Annotated in this window: 18 protein-coding genes; 12 read left to right on the forward strand and 6 right to left on the reverse strand. The window is 70.1% G+C overall.

What is annotated here, in order from left to right:
• Positions 1–31: 31 nt before the first annotated feature.
• Positions 32–4,336: an Ig-like domain-containing protein gene (locus FFK22_RS18615; protein WP_138889494.1), complete on the reverse strand. Its 4,305-nt coding sequence runs from the start codon at positions 4,334–4,336 to the stop codon at positions 32–34.
• A 287-nt stretch (positions 4,337–4,623) separates the two neighbouring features.
• Here FFK22_RS18615 and FFK22_RS18620 point away from each other — a divergent pair, with 287 nt between their 5' ends.
• The 5 genes from FFK22_RS18620 to FFK22_RS18640 all read left to right on the forward strand — a co-directional run bounded on the left by FFK22_RS18620 (position 4,624) and on the right by FFK22_RS18640 (position 10,668).
• Positions 4,624–6,342 (forward strand): cytochrome c biogenesis protein DipZ, encoded by a 1,719-nt coding sequence (locus FFK22_RS18620; RefSeq protein WP_138889493.1) that lies wholly within the window; start codon positions 4,624–4,626, stop codon positions 6,340–6,342.
• Positions 6,343–6,430: 88 nt separating this feature from the next.
• Positions 6,431–7,108, forward strand: coding sequence for a GntR family transcriptional regulator (locus tag FFK22_RS18625; RefSeq protein WP_186002536.1), 678 nt, complete (start codon positions 6,431–6,433; stop codon positions 7,106–7,108).
• 24 nt (positions 7,109–7,132) lie between these two features.
• Positions 7,133–8,239, forward strand: coding sequence for a mandelate racemase/muconate lactonizing enzyme family protein (locus tag FFK22_RS18630; protein WP_138889491.1), 1,107 nt, complete (start codon positions 7,133–7,135; stop codon positions 8,237–8,239).
• Positions 8,239–9,303 carry an Ldh family oxidoreductase gene (locus FFK22_RS18635; RefSeq protein ID WP_138889490.1) on the forward strand — a complete coding sequence of 355 codons (1,065 nt, stop codon included), beginning with the start codon at positions 8,239–8,241 and terminating at the stop codon, positions 9,301–9,303. Before FFK22_RS18630 ends, FFK22_RS18635 begins: the two co-directional genes overlap by 1 nt.
• A gap of 33 nt (positions 9,304–9,336) precedes the next feature.
• Positions 9,337–10,668: an MFS transporter gene (locus FFK22_RS18640; RefSeq protein ID WP_138889489.1), complete on the forward strand. Its 1,332-nt coding sequence runs from the start codon at positions 9,337–9,339 to the stop codon at positions 10,666–10,668.
• Positions 10,669–10,685: 17 nt separating this feature from the next.
• Here FFK22_RS18640 and FFK22_RS18645 read toward each other — a convergent pair whose 3' ends face one another.
• The gene (locus tag FFK22_RS18645; protein WP_186002537.1) at positions 10,686–11,435 is read right to left on the reverse strand and encodes a GntR family transcriptional regulator; all 750 of its coding nucleotides are present in this window, start codon (positions 11,433–11,435) and stop codon (positions 10,686–10,688) included.
• Positions 11,436–11,602: 167 nt separating this feature from the next.
• Here FFK22_RS18645 and FFK22_RS18650 point away from each other — a divergent pair, with 167 nt between their 5' ends.
• The 4 genes from FFK22_RS18650 to FFK22_RS18665 all read left to right on the forward strand — a co-directional run bounded on the left by FFK22_RS18650 (position 11,603) and on the right by FFK22_RS18665 (position 16,225).
• Positions 11,603–12,628, forward strand: a complete 1,026-nt coding sequence (locus FFK22_RS18650) for a sugar ABC transporter substrate-binding protein (protein WP_138889487.1) — start codon at positions 11,603–11,605, stop codon at positions 12,626–12,628.
• Positions 12,629–12,696: 68 nt separating this feature from the next.
• Complete coding sequence (locus FFK22_RS18655) at positions 12,697–13,743, forward strand: ABC transporter permease (protein ID WP_138889486.1); 1,047 nt, start codon at positions 12,697–12,699, stop codon at positions 13,741–13,743.
• Positions 13,743–14,711 carry an ABC transporter permease gene (locus FFK22_RS18660; protein ID WP_138889485.1) on the forward strand — a complete coding sequence of 323 codons (969 nt, stop codon included), beginning with the start codon at positions 13,743–13,745 and terminating at the stop codon, positions 14,709–14,711. The genes FFK22_RS18655 and FFK22_RS18660 overlap by 1 nt, the downstream gene beginning before the upstream one ends.
• Positions 14,712–14,713: 2 nt before the next feature.
• Positions 14,714–16,225 carry a sugar ABC transporter ATP-binding protein gene (locus FFK22_RS18665; protein ID WP_138889484.1) on the forward strand — a complete coding sequence of 504 codons (1,512 nt, stop codon included), beginning with the start codon at positions 14,714–14,716 and terminating at the stop codon, positions 16,223–16,225.
• Between the two features lie 177 nt (positions 16,226–16,402).
• On the opposite strand, the gene gloA is transcribed toward FFK22_RS18665, so the two are convergent.
• A complete protein-coding gene (gene gloA / locus FFK22_RS18670) occupies positions 16,403–16,807 on the reverse strand; it encodes a lactoylglutathione lyase (protein WP_138889483.1) in 405 nt (134 codons plus the stop codon).
• Positions 16,808–16,949: 142 nt separating this feature from the next.
• Here gloA and FFK22_RS18675 point away from each other — a divergent pair, with 142 nt between their 5' ends.
• Together FFK22_RS18675 and FFK22_RS18680 are read left to right on the forward strand one after the other, a co-directional pair.
• Entirely contained in the window at positions 16,950–18,392 is a 1,443-nt protein-coding gene (locus FFK22_RS18675; protein ID WP_221938695.1) for an FAD-binding oxidoreductase, read from the forward strand.
• Positions 18,393–18,396: 4 nt separating this feature from the next.
• On the forward strand, positions 18,397–19,170 hold the full coding sequence (locus tag FFK22_RS18680) for a FadR/GntR family transcriptional regulator (protein WP_138889481.1): 774 nt from the start codon (positions 18,397–18,399) through the stop codon (positions 19,168–19,170).
• Here FFK22_RS18680 and larB read toward each other — a convergent pair.
• From larB to FFK22_RS18695, 3 genes are read right to left on the reverse strand one after another with little or no spacing between them, the layout of a single operon-like run.
• Positions 19,136–19,813: a nickel pincer cofactor biosynthesis protein LarB gene (larB, locus tag FFK22_RS18685; protein ID WP_138889480.1), complete on the reverse strand. Its 678-nt coding sequence runs from the start codon at positions 19,811–19,813 to the stop codon at positions 19,136–19,138. The two genes, FFK22_RS18680 and larB, sit on opposite strands and share 35 nt — an antisense overlap.
• A complete protein-coding gene (locus FFK22_RS18690) occupies positions 19,810–20,613 on the reverse strand; it encodes an adenine nucleotide alpha hydrolase (protein WP_138889479.1) in 804 nt (267 codons plus the stop codon). The genes larB and FFK22_RS18690 overlap by 4 nt, the downstream gene beginning before the upstream one ends.
• Entirely contained in the window at positions 20,610–21,815 is a 1,206-nt protein-coding gene (locus FFK22_RS18695) for a LarC family nickel insertion protein (RefSeq protein WP_138889478.1), read from the reverse strand. The genes FFK22_RS18690 and FFK22_RS18695 overlap by 4 nt, the downstream gene beginning before the upstream one ends.
• Before the next feature lie 119 nt (positions 21,816–21,934).
• Here FFK22_RS18695 and FFK22_RS18700 point away from each other — a divergent pair, with 119 nt between their 5' ends.
• Positions 21,935–22,690, forward strand: a complete 756-nt coding sequence (locus tag FFK22_RS18700) for a FadR/GntR family transcriptional regulator (protein WP_138889477.1) — start codon at positions 21,935–21,937, stop codon at positions 22,688–22,690.
• Positions 22,691–22,855: the final 165 nt, after the last annotated feature.

A 22,855-nucleotide genomic window follows, 5' to 3' on the forward strand; every position in this document is an offset into this window, starting at 1 on the left:
CCTGTCCGGAAGCCTGGGATGGCGGGGCCGACTAGCGGCTGGCCACCCCAGGGCAGGCGTTCTGCCCGTCCAGCGACCGCAGATAGGCGGTCACGGCCGCGATATTGCCGACACCAACCTTGCCGCCATGAACCGCGCTGAGATTGGGACGGAACACATCCGCCAGCGTCGCCGCCTGGCCGTTGTGGAAGTACGAGGACGACTGCCACAGGCCGGTGAGCGTCGGGGTGTCGAAGCCGATCCCGGCCAGCGGCTGGCCCGACCCCGTGCCGGACGACGGCTGGACGGTGCCGACATCGTGCCGCTGGTTGTCCTGGCTGACGGCAGTGCCGTGGCAGGTCGTGCAGCTGGCCGCCTGGACCACCTGCTGGCCCCGCTGCGCCTCTGCGGTCAGGCAGCCCTGCGCCGTGCGGTACGGGCTGCGCTGGAAGGTGCTGAGCGACGTGACATAGGCCGCGAGGTTGTCGAGATCAGCGCTCTTGCCGGCCTTCTTTGGGCCCAGCGGATTGATGGTGGCGGCATAATCAGCGTCGGTCATGAAGCCGGCGCCCTCGAACTCGTCGCGGATGTCCTTCTCGAAATCCTGCTGCTCGTCGAAATTGGCGGTCCAGTGCAGCTTGCCCATGGCCGGCCCGATGCCTTGCCGCCCCTGCAGCGAGATGGTGCGGCGCAGGCCCTCGCCGCGCTGGGTGAAGTCCCAGACCATGCCGTCGCTGTCGCCGTCGACATGGCAGCTGGCGCAGGAGATGTAGCTCTCGCTGCTCATCCGCGGATCGGCGGCGTTGTAGAAGATCCGCTTGCCGGCCAGCACCGCGGTCGGCAGCGGCTCGGTCGCCACGGTGGCGATCACGGTCGGGGCCGGCGTAATGAAATCCTCGCCGGTCAGCACCTTGCCGATGTCGTGCACGGTGACGCCGCGGTCGAGGAAGGCGTTAACGAACAGGCGCTTCCGGCTGGCGTCGAGATACAGGCCATGCGGCGTCCGGGCCATGCCGGCAACCGACCCGACCACCGCGCGGCGATAGGGGTCGACGATCTCGACGCTGTTCGATTCCATCTCGGCGACGAAGAGGTAGTTGCCGGAGGGGGCGAAGATCGCGGCGCGGGCCGGCCCCCGGTTGTTGAAGTCGATCTGCTCGGCAAAGACCTCCTTGCCTTGGGCCAGGTCGAGCTGGGACAGGATCGAGCGCACGGTGGTGTCGGCCTTCAGATCGATGGCCTTGCGGTAGCGGCCCTGGACGATGTTGTCCTTCTTCGACGGCAGGACGGCGCGCCGCCCGTCCGGCGAGATCACGACCTGATTCATGTAGTTGGCGACGCCGGGCGCGGCGGCCTCGGTGGCCGGGGTCGTGGTGTCGACCGGCAGCGCGATCACGGTCGGCCCGGCGGTGGTGGCGAGGCTGACCTTGTAGACCTCGCCCTGCGTCATCTTCGAGCGGAAGCGGGTGACATAGGCCGTCTTCGAATCCGCGCTGACGGCGATGCCGCGCAGGTCGCCGCCGTCCGGCAGCGTCACCCGGCGGGTGATGGCGCCGGTCGACGGGTTGAACACCGCCAAAACCGACTTGCCGGCCAAAGTCAGCAGGCCCTTGGTGCCGTCCGGCGTGAACGCCACGCCATAGGGCGCACTGCCATAGTCCAGGGTAAAGCTGCTGACCGCCTTGGTCAGGGGGTCGATGCGCAGCAGCTTGTCGTCGCCCTGCACCGCGACCCACAGCTTGCCGCCGGGCCCGAGGGCCAGGGTCTTCGGCTCCTTGCCGACCGGCAGCTGCCAGCTCTTGGCCAGGGTGGCAGCGTCGATCGCGGCGAGGGTGCCGGCATCGGGGTCGAGGGCATAGACCGCCGTGGCGTTGCCGACGATGTTGCTGGTATGGGTCGGGGCCGCGGCCGTGACCGGATGGATCACGCTCTGCAGGAAGGAGAACGAGGTCTCCGTCCCATCCTCTGTCACCACCGTCACCGACACGGTGTAGTTGCCCGGCGTCGGGTAGGTGTAGCGTGCGATCGGGCTGGCCGCGGTGGTGGTGACCGGCGCGCTGCCGTCGCCGAAATTCCAGATGTATTTCGCGCCGCTCAGGCCCAGCGCCGCCGGGTCGAGCGCGACCGCCTTGGCGACCTGCTGCTGCGGCAGCACCGCCGGGCGCGGGTTGAAGATGCCGTCGACCTCGGCATCGGTCAGCACCCGCTTGTAGACCCGGACATCGGCCAGGATGCCCTTGAAGGCAACCGGGTTGCCCTGGATCTGGCCCAGCATCTGCAGCTTGTCGAACAAGCCCAGCACCCCGGCGATGCCGGTCGAGGCGACCTTGGCGCCGTCGATGAACATGGCCTGCGCGCCGGTCACGGCGTCGCGGGTCATGGCGACCTGGTGCCATTGCCCGTCATTGATCGGCGCCGCGGACCGGGTGACCGGATTGGTGGCGCTGCGGTCGCCGACCGACAGATTCAGATGGCCGGCATTGTCGATCCAGCCCCAGAACACGTCATTGGCGCCGCCGACCTGGTCGCGCCCGAAGATGCCCGGCGCCTGCCACGGATTGCTGTTGCCGATCTGGCTGGTCTTCATCCGGAAGCTGACGGTCGCGGTGCCGCCGAGCACTTCGGCGATGCTGCTGCTCTCCAGCTCGACGCCGGTGGTGCGTGGCGTGAAGTCCAGCCCGCCCTCGGCGTAGCTGTCCTGGCTGCCGGCCTTGCCGTCATTGCTGCCGGCCACGTCGGTCAGGGTGCTGGCCAGCGGCCAGCGGTTGACATAAGAGGTCGGCACCGCCTGGCTGCCGGTGGTGAAGCTGGAGGTGAATTCCTGGGCCAGGGCGTTGCCGGCATAATCCTTCACCCCGCCGGCCGTCAGCACCACCTCGTATTCGGTGTTGAGCTGCAGCGGCTGGGTCGGGGAGAAGTTGACGATGCCGAGCTGGACGCTGTAGGTGCCGGCCAGCGCCGTCCCGCCCTTGGGCCGGACGATGAAGGTGCCGGCATTGACCGTCTCCGGCAGGATGCTGTCGGACAAGGCCAGGCCGACGCGCGACGTCGTCGCCTGGCGCAGCACGCCGCTGGCGGGCGAGACCGTCAGGATCGCCGGCGGCGTCGTGTCCGGCGCCTTCTGATGCGGCCGGAACGCCGTGTTGGAGCCGTGGTCGCTGCCGACGAAGACCAGGTTGCCGAACATCGCCACCTGGCCGAGATCCGGGTCGCGGTTGCCGCGCGGCGGCACCGTGACGTTGTCCGGCACCCGCTCGGACCGGCCGATCTCCAGATAGGAGCCGGGATTGGTGATGTCGAGCTTGAAGATGTAGCGCTGCGCCCCGACGATCAGATGGTCGTCCTGGGCGGCGCAGTACAGACCCTCCTCGATCGGCGTGGTCTCGTTCTCGATCTTGACCTCGCGCAGGTTCGAGAGGTCGTAGCCGGCCATCTTGCCGTCGCCGTTCCGGCCCGAGGTGTAGAGCTTCCGGCCGTTGAAGCAGGTGGCGTAGTAGTTCGGCAGGGTGGTCTTGCCGCCGATCAGCGTCGGGTTCAGCGGGTCGGAGATGTCGAGGCTGGCGAAGCCCGACGTGGTCTCCATCGAGGTCAGCACCATCTCGTTACCCATGGCGAAGACCGGTCCGGCGCGGAAGCCGCCCAGCTCGCCCAGCGGCACCGGGTTGGCCCGGCCGTTGCCGCGGTCGGCGATCCTGGCATTGGCCGGATCGCCGGCATCGACGATGAACATGCCGCGGCTGGCCGAGGCGACATAGAGATACGGGGCCTGCCAGTACATCTGCCAGTTGACGTTCTCGTAGTCGCCGGCATTGACACCCGGCAATACAAGCTTTTTCACCTGTTTGATGTCGTTGATGTCAGTGAAGTCCCAGAACTCCACGCCGTAGATGCTGGGCAGGGCGATGTAGTCCTTGCCGCCGATGGTGGCCTGGCCGAAGGCGTGCGGCTCGCGGAACTCCTTGGTGCGGCCGTCCGGCTCGTAGATGGTCTTGACCAGCTTGATGTCGCGCGGATTGCTGACGTCGTAGATCAGGAAGCCGCCCGTCGCCTCGCCGCTGTCCGGCGCGAACAGGGTCACGAAATAGCCGTTGTGCATGACACCGACATTGGTGCCGTAAGGCTTCTGCGGGCTGGTGTTGCCGGGGATGGTGTACTGGATGACCGGGATGCCGTTCTGGTAGGTCCCGTTGTTCCAGTCGATCACCGAGATCTCCCGCAACAGCTCGGCATCGGTGTAGGTGAGGTTGCCGAGTCCCGGCCCTTCGAGAGGAAGGGGATCCTGGGCGGAAGCCGGCAGGCCGGGAGCCAGAGACACGGAGACCAAGCCGGCCAGGAGGGCCAGTCGACAGGCGTTCATTTTCTCCCCCTTCTTCCTTGTTCCGGCTCTACCGTCGAAGCAGCGGCCCCCCGGGCGAGCGGATATACGCGTCCATTCCTATTGACGATGAAGCGTCCCGGTTGCGGTGTCAATAAATCTCAAATATTGAAATATCTTTCAAATACCGTCTTCTCGGCAGAGGCCGGATGCGGCTGGCGGAGAGCCAACAGCGTCTAACAACGGCTAACGGGCGGTGGCCGGGGCGATTGCCTACATGCCTCGTCAGGACCTCCACCCCCTGGCGGCTCCAGCCCCGGAGACCCAAGATGCTGCTGTTTGTGCTGGCCTATCTCGGCGGCGTGCTGACCATCGTCAGCCCTTGCATCCTGCCCGTCCTGCCCTTCGTCTTCGCCCGGGCGGACCGGCCGTTCCTGAGCAACGGGCTGCCGATGCTGGTCGGCATGGCCGTGACCTTCGCCGCCGTCGCCACCCTGGCCGCGGTGGCCGGCGGCTGGGCCGTCGCCGCCAATGAATGGGGCCGCATCGCCGCGGTCGCGCTGCTGGCGCTGTTCGGGGCGACGCTGCTGGTACCCCGCCTGGCCGACCGGCTGACCCGGCCCCTGGTCGTGCTCGGCGGCCGGCTGTCGGAGGCCGCCGAAGACGTCGGCACCCGGCGCTCCCCGGTGCCGGCGTCGCTGCTGCTGGGCGTCGCCACCGGCCTGCTCTGGGCGCCCTGCGCCGGGCCGGTGCTGGGGCTGATCCTGACCGGCGCCGCCCTGAACGGCGCCAATCCCCAGACCTCGCTGCTGCTGCTGGCCTATGCCCTGGGCGCGGCCACCTCCCTGGCCCTGGCGCTGCGGGCCTTCGGCCGGATCTTCGCGGCGGTGAAGCGGTCGCTCGGCGCTGGCGAATGGATCCGCCGCGGCCTGGGCGTGGCGGTGCTGGCCGCCGTCGCGACCATCGTCCTGGGGCTCGACACCGGCCTGCTGACGCGGGTGTCGCTGGCCGGCACGACATCGATCGAGCACGGGCTGATCGACCGCCTGCACCCCGTGACCAGGATCGCCGGCCAGCCGGCCCCGCTGCCGGTCGTCGGCTTCTTCCCGCCTTTGGCCGGCGCGGTGGACTGGCTGAACTCACCGCCGCTGACGCGGGAGAGCCTGAAGGGCAAGGTCGTGCTGGTGCAGTTCTGGACCTATTCCTGCATCAACTGCCTGCGCACCATCCCCTATGTCCGCGCCTGGGCCGAAAAGTACAAGGACCAGGGGCTGGTGGTGATCGGCGTGCACTCGCCCGAATTCGCCTTCGAGCGCAATATCGACAATGTGCGCAAGGCGATCGCCGACCTGAAGATCGGCTACCCGGTGGCGATCGACAACAATTACGCGGTCTGGCAGGCCTTCGGGAACCAGTACTGGCCAGCACAATACATCATCGAGACCCAGGGCCGGATCCGGCACGAGCATTTCGGCGAAGAGGGCTATGACGAGTCGGAGCGGGTGATCCAGCAGCTGCTGGCCGAGGCCGGGCACAAGGACGTCGCCGGGCTGGTCGTGGTCAGCCCCGCCGGCGTCGAGGCGGCCTCGGACACCGACGATGTCGGGTCGCCCGAGACCTATGTCGGCTTCCGGCAGGCGGAGAGGTTTGTCTCGCCCGGCGGCGCAGTGCCGAATGCCAGCCACGTCTACGAGTCAGGCCAGCCGCGGCTCAACCAATGGGGCCTGGCCGGAGACTGGACGGTCGGCGGCGAGCGGGCCTCACTGAACCAGGCGGGCGGCGGCATCGTCTACCGCTTCCATGCCCGCGACCTGCATCTGGTGCTGGGGCCGGGGCCGGACGGCAGGCCGGTGCGGTTCCGCGTCACCATCGACGGCGCCGCGCTGGGCGGCAGCCACGGCACCGACACCGATGCCAACGGCCAGGGCACGGTGACGGAGCACCGCCTGTACCAGCTGGTGCGGCAGGACGGCCGGGTCGCCGACCGCACCTTCGAGATCCGGTTCCTGGATCCCGGCGTCCAGGCCTATGCCTTCACCTTCGGATAGGCTTTCAATAATCGTGCACGATCCATGATGCATGATTGACTCCAGGGCGACCTCACCGCTATCAACCGAAGGGCTTGGGAGGTCGCCCGTGGTGCAGAAAGCCGGCATTTCCCGCGTCGTTTTGGCCGACCAGGTCGTGCAGGTGCTGCAGGAGCGCATCCTCGACCGGGTCTATGAGCCGGGCGCGCGGCTGAACATCGATGCGCTGTCGCGCGAGCTGCAGGTCAGCTCGTCGCCGATCCGCGAGGCCCTGATGCGCCTCGCCGCCGACGGGCTGGTCGCCGCCTCCTCCTTCGCCGGCTTCTCGGTGGCGCCGGTGCCGTCGCGCGACTGGTTCGAGCAGCTGCTGGCCTACCGGGTCCTGGCCGAGGGCTGGGCGGCCCGGCAGATGGCGCGGCGCCGGCCGGACGCGGCGATCGAGCGGATGCGGCGGAGCTTGGCGGCGATGGAAGGCGGCCGGATGGGCCGCAAGGCGCGCGACTACCTGACCGCCAACCAGGCCGACCAGGCCTTCCACGAGGCCATGCTGGACGGCGCCGGCAACGAGATCCTGGCTCGCAGCGTGCGCGACCTGCATCCCCACCTGCACCACGCCCGGCTGTTCGCCCGGGTGCCGCAGGACATCGCCCCGGCGATCGCCGAGCACCGGGCGATCCTGGCCGCCATCGCAGCGGGCGACGAGGAGGCGGCCGCCGCCGCCCTGGAGCGGCACCTGCGCGCCTCCTGGCACCGCTATGACGGCTGGACCGCCGACGAGCCGGCCTGACCCTTCACCGCAGAGGACATCCCCGTGGCCAAGATCGTTTCCGTCGAGATCCTGCAGGCCGACCTGAAGCCCAAGGTCAAGCGCACCGACGCGGTGCAGGCCTTCGAGCTGCAGGAGACGCCGATGGTCCGCATCACCGACGCGGACGGCGCCACCGGCACCGGCTACAGCTACACCATCGGCACGGGCGGCTCCTCCGTCGCCAAGCTGCTGGACGACCATCTGGCGCCGCTGTTGATCGGCCGGGAGGCGGACGAGATCGAGCGGATCTGGCGCGACCTGTTCTACCGGGTCCATGCCACCACGGTCGGCGCGCTGACCTCGATCGCGCTGGCCGCCATCGACACCGCGCTGTGGGACCTGCGCAGCCGCCGCACCGGGATCCCGCTGCACCGGCTGGCCGGCGGCGCCAAGGACAGCATCCAGCTCTACTACACCGAGGGCGGCTGGCTGCACCTGGACCAGGCGGCGCTGGTCGAGGAGGCGCTGCAGGCCAAGGAGAGGGGCTTCGGCGGCACCAAGGTGAAGGTCGGCCGGCCGCATGTGGCCGAGGACATGGCCCGCCTGACGGCGGTGCGCGAGCAGGTCGGCGACGCCTGGGAGATCATGACCGACGCCAACCAGGGCTTCACCCTGGACGAGGCGGTGCGCCGGGTGCGCAGCTTCCAGGAGGTCGGCATCGCCTGGTTCGAGGAGCCGATCCACGCCGACGACGTCCGCGCCCATCAGCGGCTGGTGGCGTCGACCAGCGTGCCGATCGCGGTCGGCGAGTCAATGTACAGCATCTCGCAATTCAAGGACTACCTGCAGAGCGATGCCTGCTCGATCGTCCAGGTCGATGTCGGCCGGATCGGCGGCATCACCCCCTGGCTGAAGGTCGCGCACATGGCCGAAGCCTTCAACGTGCCGGTCTGCCCGCATTTCCTGATGGAGCTGCACCTGCCGTTGTGCTGCGCCGTGCCGAACAGCCGATGGCTGGAATACATCCCGCAGCTCGACCTCGTCACCACCGATGAGATCCGGATCGAGAACGGCCGCGCGATCCCGTCGGAGAAGCCCGGGTTGGGCATCGAGTGGGACTGGGAGGCGCTGGACCGCGTCATCGTCCACCGCAACCGGCACGGCGGCTGATGGCGGCGCTGTACGACGCCACAGCGCTGACCGGCTTCGCCCGCGCTTTGCTGGGCGGGGCCGGCATGCCGGCCGACAAGGCGGCGGATGTCGCCGAGGTACTGGTCGAGGGCGACTGCCTGGGCAAGACCACCCACGGCCTGGCCCTGCTGCCGCACTATCTGCGCGAGATCGAGTCCGGCGGCATGCGGCTGGACGGCGACCCCGCCGTGGTCAACGACCTGGGCGCCTGCCTGACCTGGGACGGGCGCAAGCTGCCCGGCCCCTGGCTGATGCGGCGGGCGGTGGACGAGGCGGTGGGCCGTGCCGGGCGCCTCGGCCTCGGCGCCGTGGCGATGCAGCGCAGCCACCACACCGCCTGCCTCGGCGCGTATCTGCGTCGGGCCACCGACCGCGGCGTCCTGCTGCTGGTGGCCCTGACCGACCCGGCCCATGCCAGCGTGGCGCCGTTCGGCGGCATCACCCCGGTGTTGACCTCGAACCCCATTGCCTTCGGCGCGCCGATGGAGGGCGACCCGGTGCTGGTCGACATGGCGACGGCGATGCTGACCAACGGCACGGTCGCCGAGCACCGGCGGCGCGGTGAGCCCCTGCCCGCCCCCGACCTGCTGGACAACCAGGGCCGCCCGTCGACCGACCCGAATGTCATCGCCGCCACGCCGCCGGGGTCGATCCTGCCGCTCGGCGGGCTGGCGGCCGGGCACAAGGGCTTCGCCCTCGGGCTGATGGTCGAGTTGCTGTCCGGCTGCCTCAGCGGCCATGGCCGCGCCTCGCCGTCCGAGGGCTGGAGCGCGGCGGTGCTGCTGCTGGCGATCGATCCCGCCGCTTTCGGAGGGCGCGAGGAATACCGGCGCCAGGTCGATCGGTTGGCCGAAGCCTGCCGCGCCTCGGCCCCGCGTCCCGGCTTCGACCGGGTGGTGCTGCCGGGCGAGGCGGCACAGCAGCGTCGGCGGCAGCGGTTGCGGGACGGCGTGCCGGTGTCCGCGGAGTTGATGGCGGATCTGGCCGCGCGTGCGGCCCGGGCCGGGATCGCGGTCCCGGCCGGCCGCGACGGACCGGTCTGACGACAAGACAAAGGAAGTGGGAGGAACACGGGAATGAGCGAAGCGGCCATCAACGCGCGGCCCGCCGAGGCGCGGCCGGTGGACAAGGCGGGCATCCGCAAGGCGATCACCGCCGCCACCATCGGCACCGTCATCGAGTGGTTCGACTACGCGCTGTACGGCGCCGCCTCGGGCCTGGTCATCGGCAAGCTGTTCTTCCCGGACCTGACCGGCGTCGGCGGCCAGCTGGCGGCCTTCGCCACCTTCGCCGTCGGCTTCTTCTTCCGGCCGCTCGGCGGCATCGTCATCTCGCATTTCGGCGACCGCTTCGGCCGCAAGCCGGCGCTGATCTTCACCATCGCGCTGATGGGGCTGGCCACCGTGGCCATGGGGCTGCTGCCGACCTTCGGCCAGATCGGCATCGCCGCGCCGATTCTGCTGGTCCTGTTCCGCGTGCTGCAGGGCTTCGGCGCCGGCGCCGAATATGCCGGAGCCGTGACCCTGGTGTCGGAATACGCCCCGCCGGGCCAGCGCGGCTTCTACACCGCCTTCCTGCAATCGGCGACCGTGGTCGGCATCATGCTGGCGACCTTGTGCTTCCTGGCCGTCTCGGCCCTGCCGGACGAGGTGCTGATGGGCTGGGGCTGGCGGGTGCCGTTCCTGCTGTCGGCCCTGCTGTTCGGCGTCGCCCTCTACATCCGCAAGCGGCTGGACGAGACGCCGGAATATGTCGCGGCGGTGGAGCGCGCGGCGCAGCAGAAGCGCGAGGCGCATGTGCCGATCGGTGAGCTGCTGCGCCATTCGCCGAGGGAGGTGGTGTTCGGCTTCCTGTCGGTCACCGGCCACAACGCCAACGCCTATATCCTCAGCGCCTTCAGCCTGAGCTACATGACCAACACGCTGCACATGCCGAAGACGCAGGCGCTGACCGCGGTGGTCATCGCCTCCTTCACCGGGGTGGTGCTGACGCCGCTGGCGGGCGCCATCGCCGACCGCATCGGCAACGCCAGGGTCTATGCCTTCGGCGCGCTGTTCACTGGGGCCTTCGCCTTCCCGCTTTTCGCCCTGATCGACACCGGCGACGTGGTCCTGGCAACGCTGGCGATGAGCATCGGCTACGGCATCGGCTTCGGCGGCCTGGCCGGCGCTCAGGGTGCCTTCCTGGCCAATCTGTTCCCGACCCGCACCCGCTTTTCCGGCATCGCCCTGACGCGAGAGCTGAACAGCATGCTGATCGCCGGCCCGACGCCCTTCATCGCCTCGGCCCTGGTCGCGGCAGCGGGCGGCACGCCGGAGTATGTCGCGATGTACCTGGTGGCCTGCTGCGCCATCACCTTCATCGCCGTGCTGGCGATCCGCAACCGGTCGGCGGCCGGCGAGGCCTGAACGCCGTGGCGACGGTCCTAGTCGACGACGTAGCGGCGATAGCGCTCGGGCAGCTGGTCGAGCAGCACGAAGGCGCGGTCGACGTGATAGACCAGCCGTGCCTCGGCCTCCGCCGCATCGCCTTCGTCCAGGGCGTCGATCACGGCGAGGTGCTCCTCGATCACCAGCGGCAGCCGGTCCGAGCTGCCGAACAGCCGCATGAAGCGGGCCAGCCGGGTCCAGGCGGTCTGGATCGTGGTCCAGACGCCCTCGCGGTTGGCGAAGCTCATCAGCAGGTGGTGGAACTCTGCATCCGCGGCGTGGAAGCCGTCCGAATCGCCGGCCTCCAGCAGCAGCCGCTGCTTCGCCGGCACCGCCCGGGCCGCGGCGCTCATCGCCGGGGTCCAGATCTTTGCCGTCTCGCGCAGCACCGCCACCTCCAGCGCCCGGCGGACGAAATGCGCGTCGCCGATGCCGCTGAGCCGGATCGGGGCGACGAAGCTGCCCTGCTGCGGATAGACATCGATCAGCCCCTCCTCCGCCAGCCGCTGGATCGCGGCGCGGATCGGCGTGCGCGACACGCCGAAGTGCCGGCTGATGCTGTTCTCGCTGATCGGGGTGCCGGGCAGCAGGTGGACGCCGACGATGGCCGCCCGCAGCGCCTCATGCACTTGGTCGGCGACCGGCAGGCGGCGGTCGAGGCGGAGGCGAATCGCCTGCAGCCCGCCCGGCTCCTCGTCCGGCTCGGCGGCGATGGGCGGCGCTTCGGTTGGTGCGGCGATCGGCATCTCTCCCTCCCCGACAGCGCAGCCCTCGGCCATTTGTCCGACCTGTTCGGTCGCACGAGCCACAATTCGATTGCGCCTTGCACACTTGGATACTAGCGTTCCACCGCGCCGTTCAAGTGCGCTGACGCCTTGACGGCACCCGACAAGAAACCTTGGGGAGGAATCCGATGTCCCGACATGTCCGGAAGGCCGCCGTTCTGGCCGGCCTGGCGCTGCTGGCGGGAGCCGGCACGGCTGCCGCCGACGACACCCGCGTCGCCCTGGTGCCCGGGGGCCCGCACCCGTATTTCTCGGCCTGGGAGCAGGCCGGCAAGGATGCCGCCCGCGACTTCAAGCTCGCCGCCGCGGACTACAAGGTTCCCCAGAAATGGGAGCTGAGCACCCAGAACCAGCTGCTCGAGAGCCTGGTGACCCAGGGATACAACGCCTTCCTGGTCTTCCCCGGCGACCCGGTCGGCAGCGTCAGCACCGTGGCCGAGCTGGCGGATAGCGGCGCCCCGGTGATCGCCACCGCCGGCTGCCTGAAGGACCCGTCCGAAGCGCAGTTCTGCCTCGGCACCGATGTCGGCAACTCCGCCTATCTCGGCACCAAGGAGCTCTTGAAGGCGATGGCCGGCAAGAAGCGGATTCTGCATGTCACCGGCTTCCTGGTCGACCCCAACACCCAGCTGCGCATCGACGCGGTGGAGAAGGCGGCGAAGGAAGAGGGCGCGCAGGTCGTGCAGGTGATCGCCGACATCGACGCGCCGGAGCCGGCGGAAGAGAAGATCAACGCCTATCTCGCCGCCCATGCCGCCGATGTCGACGGCATCGTCAGCACCGCCTGGGTGCCGTCGGTGGTGGCCGCCAACGCGCTGCGCCGGATCGGCGACAAGCGCATCCAGATGGTCGCGATCGACCATGACGAGGTGGTGCTGAAGGCGATCAAGGACGGCTTCCTGCACGGCACCATGCTGCAGAACCCGTACGGCCAAGCCTATATCGGCTCCCATGTCGTCGACCGGCTGCGCAACGGCTGCACGATCAAGGCCGACGCGCCGTGGAAGACCAACGCGCTGACCAATCACTTCGTCGATTCCGGCACCGTCTTCGTCGGCGCCGACAAGGTCGACACCTATGTCAGCGCCATGCAGGACATCACCAAGAACCTGCTGGCCAGCTTCGACGCGACCTACCTGAACTGCAAGTCCTGAGCGGCCTTGCCCGGCCGGGCCCTCGCGGTCCGGCCGGGTCCCGCAGACCGTTTCCCAGAGCCAGACCGATGCATGCCGAAGACAGCGCCGCGCCCCCGTCCCATGCCGGGTCCCCGCAGGCGACGCCAAGCGCGGCGTCCGGCCGGCCGCGCTTCTGGCTGACCAACGAGTTCGGCCTGATCGTCCTGATCGCGGTGTTCGTCACCGCCTTCGGCCTGCTGACCCCCGGCTTCCTGTCGCCCTTCAACCTGTTCACGCTGGGCCGCACCGCCGCGATCAACGTCATGATCGGCCTGTCGATGATGGTGGTGATCGTCACCGGCGGGCTGAACCTGGCGGTCGGCGCCATCGGCGTCAGCGCCGCCATGGCCTGCGGCTGGCTGATCCAGGATGCCGGGCTGCCCTGGCCGCTGGGCATCATCGGCGGGTTGGCGCTGGGAGCCGCACTCGGGGTGGTCAATGGCTGGACGATCGTCCGCTCCGGCCTGCACAGCTTCATCATCACCCTCGCCAGCATGAGCATCTTCTTCGGGCTGATGATCTTCCTGACCCGGGGCGAGTCCTATCGCGAGCTGCCGGCGGTGTTCTCCGGCTTCGGCCGGCTGAAATTCCTGGGCAACACGCTGTCGCCGCTGCTGCTGGTGGCCATCGTCGTGGCCGTGCTGCTGGTGGTGCTGTACCGCTTCACCGTGGTCGGGCGCGAGATGCTGGCCGCCGGCGCGAAGCCGGAGGCCGCGGCCCTGTCCGGCATCCGGGTCGACCGCGTCTTCATCGCCTGCCACGCGCTGTCGGGCCTGCTGGCCGGCATCGCCGCGCTGATGCTGGTGGCGCGCAACGGCGCCGCCCTGCCCTCGATGGCCGGGCAGCTGGGGCAGGACTGGCTGCTGCCCGCCTTCCTGGGCCCGGTGCTGGGCGGCACGCTGCTGTCCGGCGGCCGGGTGTCGGTGGCGGGCACCTTCCTCGGCGCCTTCCTGGTGACGCTGCTGACCAGCGGCCTGCTGCTGCTGCAGGTCGGCGAATTCTGGGTCCAGGCCTTCCTGGGCCTGCTGCTGCTCCTGGCCGTGCTGATGGACATGGCGCGCCGCTCGTTCCTGGCGCGCCGGAGGATGGTGTGATGGGTGCCCTCTCCCGCTACGCTCGGACCGACTGGTTCGGCCCGCTGCTGGTCACGGTGCTGGCGGTCGTCATCGTCGGCGGCTTCAACCCGTCCTTCCTGTCGCCGCTGAACATCCAGGTGCTGCTGCTGGCGATCTCGATCAATGCGCTGATCGCCTTCTCGCAGATGATCATCATCGCGGTCGGGCAGATGAACCTGTCGGTCGGCGCCATCGGCGGGCTGGCGGCGATCAGCTTCGCCGGGATGATGCAGGTCTGGGGCCTGCCGGCGCCGATCGCCGCCGTGCTGGCGCTGCTGATCGGCCTCCTCGCCGGCATGGTCAACGGCGTGTTCATCGCCTGGACCGGGATCAGCGCCTTCGTCATCACCCTGGCCAGCCTGTCGATGTTCAAGGGCATCAATCTCGGCATCACCCAGGCGCAGCCCTTCTACGGCATCCCGGATGCGGTGAAGGCCTTCGGCAACACCACCTTCATCGACCCCCTGCCCTGGCTGGTGCTGCCCACGGCGCTCGTGGCGGTCGGCCTGTGGTTCCTGCTGAACCGCCAGGCGTTGGGCCGCTTCATCCTGGCGGTCGGCGGCAATGCGCATGCGGCGGAGCTGTCGGGCATCTCGGTCGGCTTCACGGTGGTGGCGGCCCATGCCATCTCCGGCCTGCTGGCCGCCCTGGCCGGGATCCTGCTGGTGGCGCGGCTGCAGATCGGCCAGCCGACGATCGGCGACGACTGGCTGATCCTGTCCTTCGCAGCACCTGTGATCGGCGGGGCTGTGCTGTCGGGCGGCCATGTCAGCGTGTCGGCGACGCTCTTGGGCGTCGTCATCGTCGCGATCATCACCCAGGCCCTGGTGCTGTTCAACATCGACCCCTTCCTGGTCCAGGTCGTGCTCGGCGTCCTGATCCTGTGGGCGGTCGGCATCAACCGCCTGCGCGAGCTGCGGCTGCGCAAGGCCGTGGCGGGGGTCTGACCATGGCCGTGTTCGAAGCGCTCGGCGTCAGCAAATTCTTCCCCGGCGTCAAGGCGCTGCAGGGCGTCTCCCTGACCCTGGAGCCGGGATCGATCCACGCCCTCCTGGGCGAGAACGGCGCCGGCAAGTCGACGCTGATCAAGATCATCACCGGCGTGCACCGGCCCGACGAGGGGCACCTGCTGCTCGACGGCAAGCCGGTCGAGTTCGGCGGCCCGCGCGACGCCACCGCCCACCGGATCGGCGTGGTGCATCAGGAGCGCAACCTGATCCCGCGCTTCTCGGTCGGCGAGAACATCGCGCTGGAGCAGCTGGCGGGGCATCCGCTGCGCCGGGTCGACTACGCCAAGGTCAACGAGACGGCGCGGCACTGGCTGCGCGTGCTGGATCTCGAGATCGACCCGCGCATCCCGGTGTCGCAGCTCAGCGTCGCCAAGATGCAGCTGGTCGAGATCGCCAAGGCGCTGTCGCTGAAGTCCCGCGTGCTGCTGCTGGACGAGCCGACCGCGGCCCTGACCCCGCACGAGACCGACATCCTGTTCGGCCTGTTGCGCCGGCTGCGCGACGAGGGCGTCAGCATGCTGTTCGTCAGCCACAAGCTGGAGGAGGTGCAGGCGATCTGCGACCGGGTGACGGTGCTGCGCGACGGCCGCAACGCCTGCGAGAGCCGGTCGATGCAGGGCTTGGGCCGGCCGGACCTGGTGCGGCTGATGATCGGCCGGGGCGAGCTGATCGCCGACTGGCCGGCGCGCGACCATTCCCAGGCCCCGGCGGCGCTCAAGCTGCAGGGCGTGTCGACCGGCCTCGGCCATCGCGGCGTCGACCTGACCTTGCGCCGCGGCGAGATCGTCGGCCTGTACGGGCTGGTCGGGGCCGGGCGGACCGAGCTGGCGAAATGCATCCTGGGCCAGTTCCCGGTGACCGCCGGCACGGTCGAGGTCGAGGGCAAGCCGGCGAAGATCCGCGACGTCGCCGACGCCATCCACCGCGTCGGCATCGGCTATGTCAGCGAGGACCGGAAGCAGGAAGGCCTCGTGCTGATGCATTCGGTGCTGGAGAATGCCGGCATCACCGTCTGGCGCCGGCTGGCCCGCCGCTTCGGCTTCCTGACCGACGGCATGGTGCGGGCGAAGACCGAGCCCTTCATCCGGCGGCTGGCGGTCCGCACCCCGTCGCTGGGCCAGCTGGTCGGCAACCTGTCGGGCGGCAACCAGCAGAAGATCAGCGTCGCCAAATGGCTGGCCGCCGGGGTCAAGGTGCTGATCGTCGACGAGCCGTCGGTCGGCATCGACATCAAGACCAAGGCCGAACTGCACGAATTGCTGCGCGAGCTGTCAGAGACCGGCACGGCGATCCTGCTGATCACCAGCGACATGCCGGAGATGATCACGCTCGCCGACCGCATCGTGGTGATGAACGCCTACCGGATCGAGGGCGAGATCACCAACACCCGCGACTACCGGGCGATGAGCGAGGGGATCATGAACCTGATCCACCGGGTGGAAGCTGCTTAGAGACCATTTGTAAATGCTACTGGCGCGGCCGTCTGACGGCGGACTCGAAGCTTCCGGTGCTCACGGACCAATGTCCGCTGCGCTCCGGTTCTCGAAACCACCGCCATCCGACTCACGCCAGCGCATTTCCAAACGGTCTCTGACGACGGCAGCGTCGCCGGCCGCCCGCCTGAAGCGTCAGCCCCTGGTGTCGAGGTCGATCAGCTCGACCTTGTAGCCGTCCGGATCCTCGATGAAGGCGATGTGCGTGGTGCCATGCTTCATCGGGCCGGGCTTGCGCGGGATGTTCGCGCCGGCCTGCTCCAGCGCCGCGCAGACGCCGTAGATGTCGCGCACGCCGAGCGCGAGATGGCCGAAGCCGGTGCCGATCTCATAGGGCGTCGCCTGGTCCCAATTGTGGGTCAGCTCGACCACCGTGCTGCTGTCCTCCGGCCCGTAGCCGACGAAGGCCAGGGTAAAGCGGCCCTCCGGGAAATCCTCGCGGCGCAGCAGCTGCATGCCGAGCAGCTTGGTGTAGAAGGCGATCGACTTCTCCAGGTCGAACACACGGATCATCGTGTGCATCATCTGAAAGCGGCTCATCGGGTCATCTCCTGGACGGGGTTCCGTCGCCGGCAGGGTGCCGGCATTGATCGACATGTCATCACGGCTTGAAGGCCGCGCCAACTTGTATGATAACAGGACGACAGTGTTTGTTGTCCAGCCACAAGATCAGGGGCCGCAATTGACCACATCCTCCTCCGAGACGCACGCGGATGCGATCGCCGCGCTGAGGGCCATCCTGCCCGGCGACGCGCTGCTGACCGGGGAGGAGGAGACGGCGCGCTACAGCCGCGACTGGTCCGGCGACCATTTCGGCCGGCCGCTGGCGGTGGCAAGACCGCGGTCGGTCGAGGAGGTCTCGGCGCTGATGCGGCAGTGCTGGCAGGCCGGGCTGCGGGCGGTGCCGCAGGGCGGGCTGACCGGGCTGGTCGGGGCCGCGGTGGCGGCGCCGGGCGAGGTGGTGGTGAGCCTGGAGCGGATGACCGCGGTGCGCCAGATCAGCCCGATCGACTTCGCCATGGTGGTCGAGGCCGGCTGCATTCTGGAGGAGGCGAAGAATGCCGCCGACGCGGTCGACTGCCTGTTGCCGATCACCTTCGGGGCCCAGGGCACCTGCCGGGTCGGCGGGAACGTCTCGACCAATGCCGGCGGCTTCAACGTGCTGCGCTACGGCATGACCCGCGACCTAGTGCTGGGGCTGGAGGTGGTGCTGGCCGACGGCCGCGTCTGGAACGGGCTGAAGGTGCTGCGCAAGGACAATCGCGGCTATGACCTGAAGCAGCTGTTCATCGGCGCCGAGGGCACGCTGGGCATCGTCACCGCGGTCGCCTTCAAGCTGTTTCCGAAGCCGACCCAGGTCGAGACCGCGCTGGTCGGCCTGGCCTCGGTCGAGGACGCGATGGAGCTGTATGCCCGCGCCCGGCGGGGCTGCAGCGACCTCTTGACCGCCTTCGAGCTGATCCTGCGCGACGGCATCGAGGTGACGCTGCGCGCCCGGCCGGACTTCCCCGACCCGCTGTCGGAGGCCTACCCCGCCTATGTGCTGATCGAGGCCGCGTGCGGCGGCACGGTCGACCTGCGCGGGCTGGTGGAAAGCTTCCTGGGCGGCGCCGACGACATCGTCCGCGACGGCGTCATCGCCTCCAGCCGGGCTCAGGGCGAGCGGTTGTGGCTGTACCGCGAGACCATGGTCGAATCCCAGGGCCGCGGCGGCCGCTACCTGCGCACCGACGTGTCGGTGCCGATCTCCAGCATCGCCGACTTCATCGCCGCGGCGCTGCAGGCGGTGCGCGGCAAGCATCCTGAGGCGATGGCCCTGGCTTATGGCCATGTCGGCGATGGCAATGTGCATTTCAACATCATCCCGCCCCAGGGCCAGGACCCGGCGGCGATGGACGCCCTGTTCCACAGCGCCGAGGAACTGATCTTCGGCGCGGTCGACCGGCTGGGCGGCAGCATCAGCGCCGAGCACGGCATCGGCCGCCTCAAGCAGCACGCCTTCCTGGAGCGGATCGACCCCGTGTCGCTGGACCTCGCCACCCGGCTGAAGCAGGCGCTGGATCCCAAGCATATCCTCAGCAAGGGGCGTATCCTGCCGGAAGACTTAAAAGTCCAGAACGGGTGAGGCGATGGTGCTGAAGCTCGACAAGGTCAGCCGCGGACCGCATCTGCCGACGCTGGTCGCCAGCTCGATCTCGCGCGAGATCGCCCGCGGCCGGCTGAAGCCGGGCGACCAGCTGCCCACCGTGCAGGCGCTGGCGGAGACCTTCGGCGTCAGCCGCAACGTGGTGCGCGAGGCGATCGCCCGGCTGGGGTCGGAGGGGCTGGTGTGGTCGCAGCAAGGCCGCGGCGCCTTCGTCGCGGAGGCGCCCAAATCGACCGTGCTGAAGATCGACCACGCCACGCTGGGACAGGATGGCGACGCCTTCCGCAGCCTGTTCGAGCTGCGCGGCGCGCTGGAGGTCCGGGCTGCGTCCCTGGCCGCCGACCGGCGCACGGACGAGGATTTCGAGGCCATGCGCCGGGCGCTGACGACCATGACCGCCTCGCCCTATGGCAGCGTCGCCTGGCTGGAGGCCGACCTCGACTTCCACCGCGCCATCGCCGCGGCGACGCGCAACGACTATCTGGTGCAGTTCATCGGCTTCGTCGCCGAGCGGGTGCGCGAGAGCATCCTGGCGGCCGGCGACCAGCACCCGTCCGAGGACATGGCCCAGGCGACGCTGAGCGAGCACGGCCGCATCCTGGCGGCGATCGAGGCGCAGGATGGGGTCGAGGCGCAATGGGCGATGCAGGCGCATCTGAACGGCGCCGCCGAGCGCGTCGGCCTGCCCCCGGACGAGACCGCCCTGCCCGCACGGGCGAAGGCTACGCCCGCTCCCGCAGCCGGCGGGCGGCGTTGAGCAGGCGCAGCGCGGCACAGGCGGCGCCGTAGCCGTTGTCGATGTTGCAGACCGACAGGCCCGGCGCGCAGCTGGCCAGCATCGCGTCCAGCGCCGCCCGGCCGCCCGCGGCGACGCCGTAGCCGACCGAGGTCGGGACGCAGATCACCGGCCCGGCCACCAGCCCGCCGACCACGCTGGCCAGCGCCGCATCCATGCCGGCGGCGACGATCACCACCGGATGGGCGCGGATCTCGTCCAGCCGGTCGGTCAGCCGCCACAGCCCGGCCACGCCGATATCGCTGAACAGGCTGGCCTGCTGCCCGGCATGGCGCAGCGTCCGCTCCGCCTCGCGCGCCACCGGGATGTCGGAGGTGCCGGCCGACAGGATCGCCACCTGGCCCGCGGCCGCGACCGGCCGCAGCGGGCCGAAGAAGCCGGTGCGCGACACCGGGCAGTAGTCGATGCCGCCGCGATGGCCGGCCGGCAGGGCCTCCAGCTTGGCCGCGTCCAGCCGGGTCAGCAGCAACCCGGCCCCGGCCGCCTCGGCAAGGTCCAGGATCGTGGCGATCTGAACGGCGGATTTCTCGCCGCAATAGATCGCCTCGTCCTGGCCGATCCGGCCGCCGCGGGCGAAATCGAGCGTGACCTCATCCCGGCTCATCCCGGTACCCCGACGAAGGCGCTGCCGACCCGGTAGGGGGCGAAGGCCAGCGGCCGCGCCGCGGCGGCGGCGGGCAGCACGGCGCGGATCGACGCCTCCAGCTCCGCTGCCCCCTCCTCGCCCAGCCCGGCCAGGCTGCCGGGGTCGAGCTCCACCACCAGCCCGGCGGCGCGGACCCGGCAACGCACCGTGCGCGGCCGCAAGCGGCTGGCCACCAGCTGCTCCACCGCATCGATGGTGCGCAGCATCTCCGGCTCGATCGGGATCAGGGTCTCGACCCGGCTCGACAGGCAGGGCGAGGACGGCAGCTCGGCGAGGTCGCCGAGGCCGAGGTCGCGCGCCAGGGCCCGCAGCCCGGCCTTGCCGATCCCGGCCTCGACATAGGGATGGCGCACGCCGTGCTCGCGCGCCGCGTCGAGGCCCGGCCGGTACTCGCCGAGATCGTCGCGGTTGGTGCCGGAGACGATGGTGCCGGCGACCCGCCCGGCGATCGCGCCATACAGGTTGGTCTTGCAGAAGTAGCAGCGGTTCACCGGGTTCTCGCGATAGCGCGGATCGGCGAACTCGCCGGCATCGAGCACGGTCAGGGCCCAGCCCTCGCGCCCGGCCCAGTCGCGCACCCGCGCCGTGGCCAGCGGCGGCACCGCGGGGGAGACGGCGTGGACCATGGTCACGGCATCGGGGCGCCGGCGATGCGCCAGCACCGCCAGGGTCATGCTGTCGACGCCGCCGCTGACCGCCACCGCGACCGGGCCGAGGCCGTCCAGCACGTCCTCAAGCTGGGTTCGATCCGTACTCATGACTCTTCCACCGCATCCTCTGCCGCCCGCCGCCGGGCCCTGCGCGCCTTGTGCCCGTCCAGGTCGGCCACGTCATCCGCCTCGGCCTTGGCCGTGCGCCCGCCGGGCCGGTCGACCGCCTTGACCCGCACCGTCCGCCCCCCGGCCTCCACCTCGACCATGCGCCGCGGCAGCACCGCCCGGGCCTGCACCGAATGCCGCAGGCCGATGGTCGTGGTCTCGGCGAAGCACAGGCGCAGGACCTCGTCGCGCGCCTCCGGCAGCGCGAGCAGGCGCAGCTGCGCCATCATCCGCCCCTTCTTGCCGAAGACCGGGGCCTGGACCACGTCGAGCACCGCCGGATGGGCGCGCAGCCGGTCCAGCGCCAGGGCCAGCTCCTCGCCGGACTGGTCGTCGATCTCGCACTCCACCACCAGCACCGCGTCGGTGTCGAAGGCCGGCGCCGATTCCGCCGCATCGAAGCGCAGCACCCGTGCGCAGTTGCTGAGGCCGGGCAGGATGCGGGTGCCGAAGCCGATGCCGGTGCCGCCCAGGATCCGCGGCCGCGGCGCCTGCGGGACCGTGTCGCCGCAGAGATGGCGCAGGATGGCGGCGCCGGTCGGGGTGACGCGCTCGCCGCCGACGCCATCATCGATCACGGCGAAGCCCTGCAGCAGCAGCGCCGTGGCCGGGGCCGGCACCGGCAGCGGACCATGCGCGCTGCGCACCCGGCCGGAGCCGAGCGGAATGGCGCCCACGGTCCAGCGGGCCGCCCTGGCGGCGGCGATCAGATGCGCGGCACCGACGATGTCGGCGATCGAATCCCAGGCGCCGACCTCGTGGAAGCTCACCGCCTCGACCGGCACGCCATGCACACGCGCCTCGGCCTCGGCCAGGTGCCGGAAGATGGCGATGGCGTGATCGCGTACCGCTGGTTTCAGTTCCGACGCCTCCAGCCCCTCGCGGATCCGGCGCCAGGCGACATGGTCGTGTCTATCTCCGTTTCTGGCCCCTGCCCCGCCCGGCCGCTCGACCAGGAAGCGCTTGCCGGCCAGCACGCCGTCATTGTGCGGCACCAGCCGGGCGGTGACGCCGGCCAGCAGCCCGCCGGTCCGGGCCAGGCTGTCGTGCAGCCCCGCCTCGTGCTCCGGGAACAGGTCGAGCAGCGCGGCGATGAACATGTCGCCCGCCAGGCCACCGACGAGATCGAGATGAAGCTCCATGCCCGGACTGTTCCAGATTGCCGGCGGGTTCACAATGCGGCGGCCGTGGCACCAGCCTTGCGCCGAGCCACCGGCGCTGCGATCCTGCCTGTCGCGAGGCGTGAGGATTGAAGGACGATATGAGCGCGCATTCCTCGGCTTTCGCTGCGATCCGGAAAGCCCCCAACCTCACCGCCGGCCTGGTCGAGACGCTGGAGGCGCAGATCGCGTCCGGCGACCTCGGCCCCGGCCAGCGCCTGCCGACCGAACAGGCCATCGTCAACGCCACCGGGGTCAGCCGCACCGTGGTGCGCGAGGCCCTGGCCTCGCTGCGCGCCCGCGGCCTGATCACCACCCGCCAGGGGCTCGGCGCCTTCGTGGCCGAGACCGTGCCCGCCCGCTCCTTCGCCATCGATGCGGAGAAGCTGGAATCGATCGGCGACGTGCTGCAGGTGCTGGAGCTGCGGCTGAGCATCGAGGTCGAGGCCGCCGGCCTGGCCGCCGAGCGGCGCAGCCCGGAGGAGCTGGCGCGGATCGAGGCGGCGCAGGCGGCGTTCCTGGCGGCGATCTCGGCGCCGGGGGCCGATGCCGAGACGGTCGGGCTGGGCGAGGATCTGGCGGTGCACCGGGCCATCCTGGCCGCCACCGGCAACGCCTATTTCGCCAAGGTGTTCGACGTCTTCAATGTGGTGATCCCGCGCCAGCGCATCCCGGTTGCGGCGCTGTCGCAGGGCGAGCGCGAGCGCCATCTGCGCCGGGTCGGGCAGGAGCACGAGGCGATCCTGGCCGCGATCCGCGCCGGCGACGCCGCCGCAGCCCGCCGGGCGATGCGTGTCCACCTGACCCGCGCAAGAGACCGCTACGCCGCCCTGCGGTCCGAGGCGAAGGCGGGGTAAATCCAGGCCGAACGCAAAACGAGCAAAATGAGTCCCCCCTCCCCTCGCGGGAGGGGGATAGGGGGAGGGGGTTGGCGACGCCAGACCAGCCCCCGAGGGCGCCAACTCTTGCTGCACGAACCCCCTCCCCCTGCCCCCCTCCCCCTGCCCCCCTCCCCTTGCGGG

It is taken from the genome of Mycobacterium sp. KBS0706, from assembly GCF_005938675.2.
In the GTDB taxonomy this organism is placed as follows: Bacteria; Pseudomonadota; Alphaproteobacteria; order DSM-16000; family Inquilinaceae; genus Inquilinus.

Excerpts from the sequence above, each read along its gene's own strand:
- FFK22_RS18615 (WP_138889494.1), bottom strand. The coding sequence starts at position 4,336 with ATGAACGCCTGTCGACTGGCCCTCCTGGCCGGCTTGGTCTCCGTGTCT.
- FFK22_RS18620 (WP_138889493.1), top strand. The coding sequence starts at position 4,624 with ATGCTGCTGTTTGTGCTGGCCTATCTCGGCGGCGTGCTGACCATCGTC.
- FFK22_RS18635 (WP_138889490.1), top strand. The coding sequence starts at position 8,239 with ATGGCGGCGCTGTACGACGCCACAGCGCTGACCGGCTTCGCCCGCGCT.
- FFK22_RS18640 (WP_138889489.1), top strand. The coding sequence starts at position 9,337 with ATGAGCGAAGCGGCCATCAACGCGCGGCCCGCCGAGGCGCGGCCGGTG.
- FFK22_RS18645 (WP_186002537.1), bottom strand. The coding sequence starts at position 11,435 with ATGCCGATCGCCGCACCAACCGAAGCGCCGCCCATCGCCGCCGAGCCG.
- FFK22_RS18650 (WP_138889487.1), top strand. The coding sequence starts at position 11,603 with ATGTCCCGACATGTCCGGAAGGCCGCCGTTCTGGCCGGCCTGGCGCTG.
- FFK22_RS18655 (WP_138889486.1), top strand. The coding sequence starts at position 12,697 with ATGCATGCCGAAGACAGCGCCGCGCCCCCGTCCCATGCCGGGTCCCCG.
- FFK22_RS18660 (WP_138889485.1), top strand. The coding sequence starts at position 13,743 with ATGGGTGCCCTCTCCCGCTACGCTCGGACCGACTGGTTCGGCCCGCTG.
- FFK22_RS18665 (WP_138889484.1), top strand. The coding sequence starts at position 14,714 with ATGGCCGTGTTCGAAGCGCTCGGCGTCAGCAAATTCTTCCCCGGCGTC.
- gloA (WP_138889483.1), bottom strand. The coding sequence starts at position 16,807 with ATGAGCCGCTTTCAGATGATGCACACGATGATCCGTGTGTTCGACCTG.
- FFK22_RS18680 (WP_138889481.1), top strand. The coding sequence starts at position 18,397 with ATGGTGCTGAAGCTCGACAAGGTCAGCCGCGGACCGCATCTGCCGACG.
- larB (WP_138889480.1), bottom strand. The coding sequence starts at position 19,813 with ATGAGCCGGGATGAGGTCACGCTCGATTTCGCCCGCGGCGGCCGGATC.
- FFK22_RS18690 (WP_138889479.1), bottom strand. The coding sequence starts at position 20,613 with ATGAGTACGGATCGAACCCAGCTTGAGGACGTGCTGGACGGCCTCGGC.
- FFK22_RS18695 (WP_138889478.1), bottom strand. The coding sequence starts at position 21,815 with ATGGAGCTTCATCTCGATCTCGTCGGTGGCCTGGCGGGCGACATGTTC.
- FFK22_RS18700 (WP_138889477.1), top strand. The coding sequence starts at position 21,935 with ATGAGCGCGCATTCCTCGGCTTTCGCTGCGATCCGGAAAGCCCCCAAC.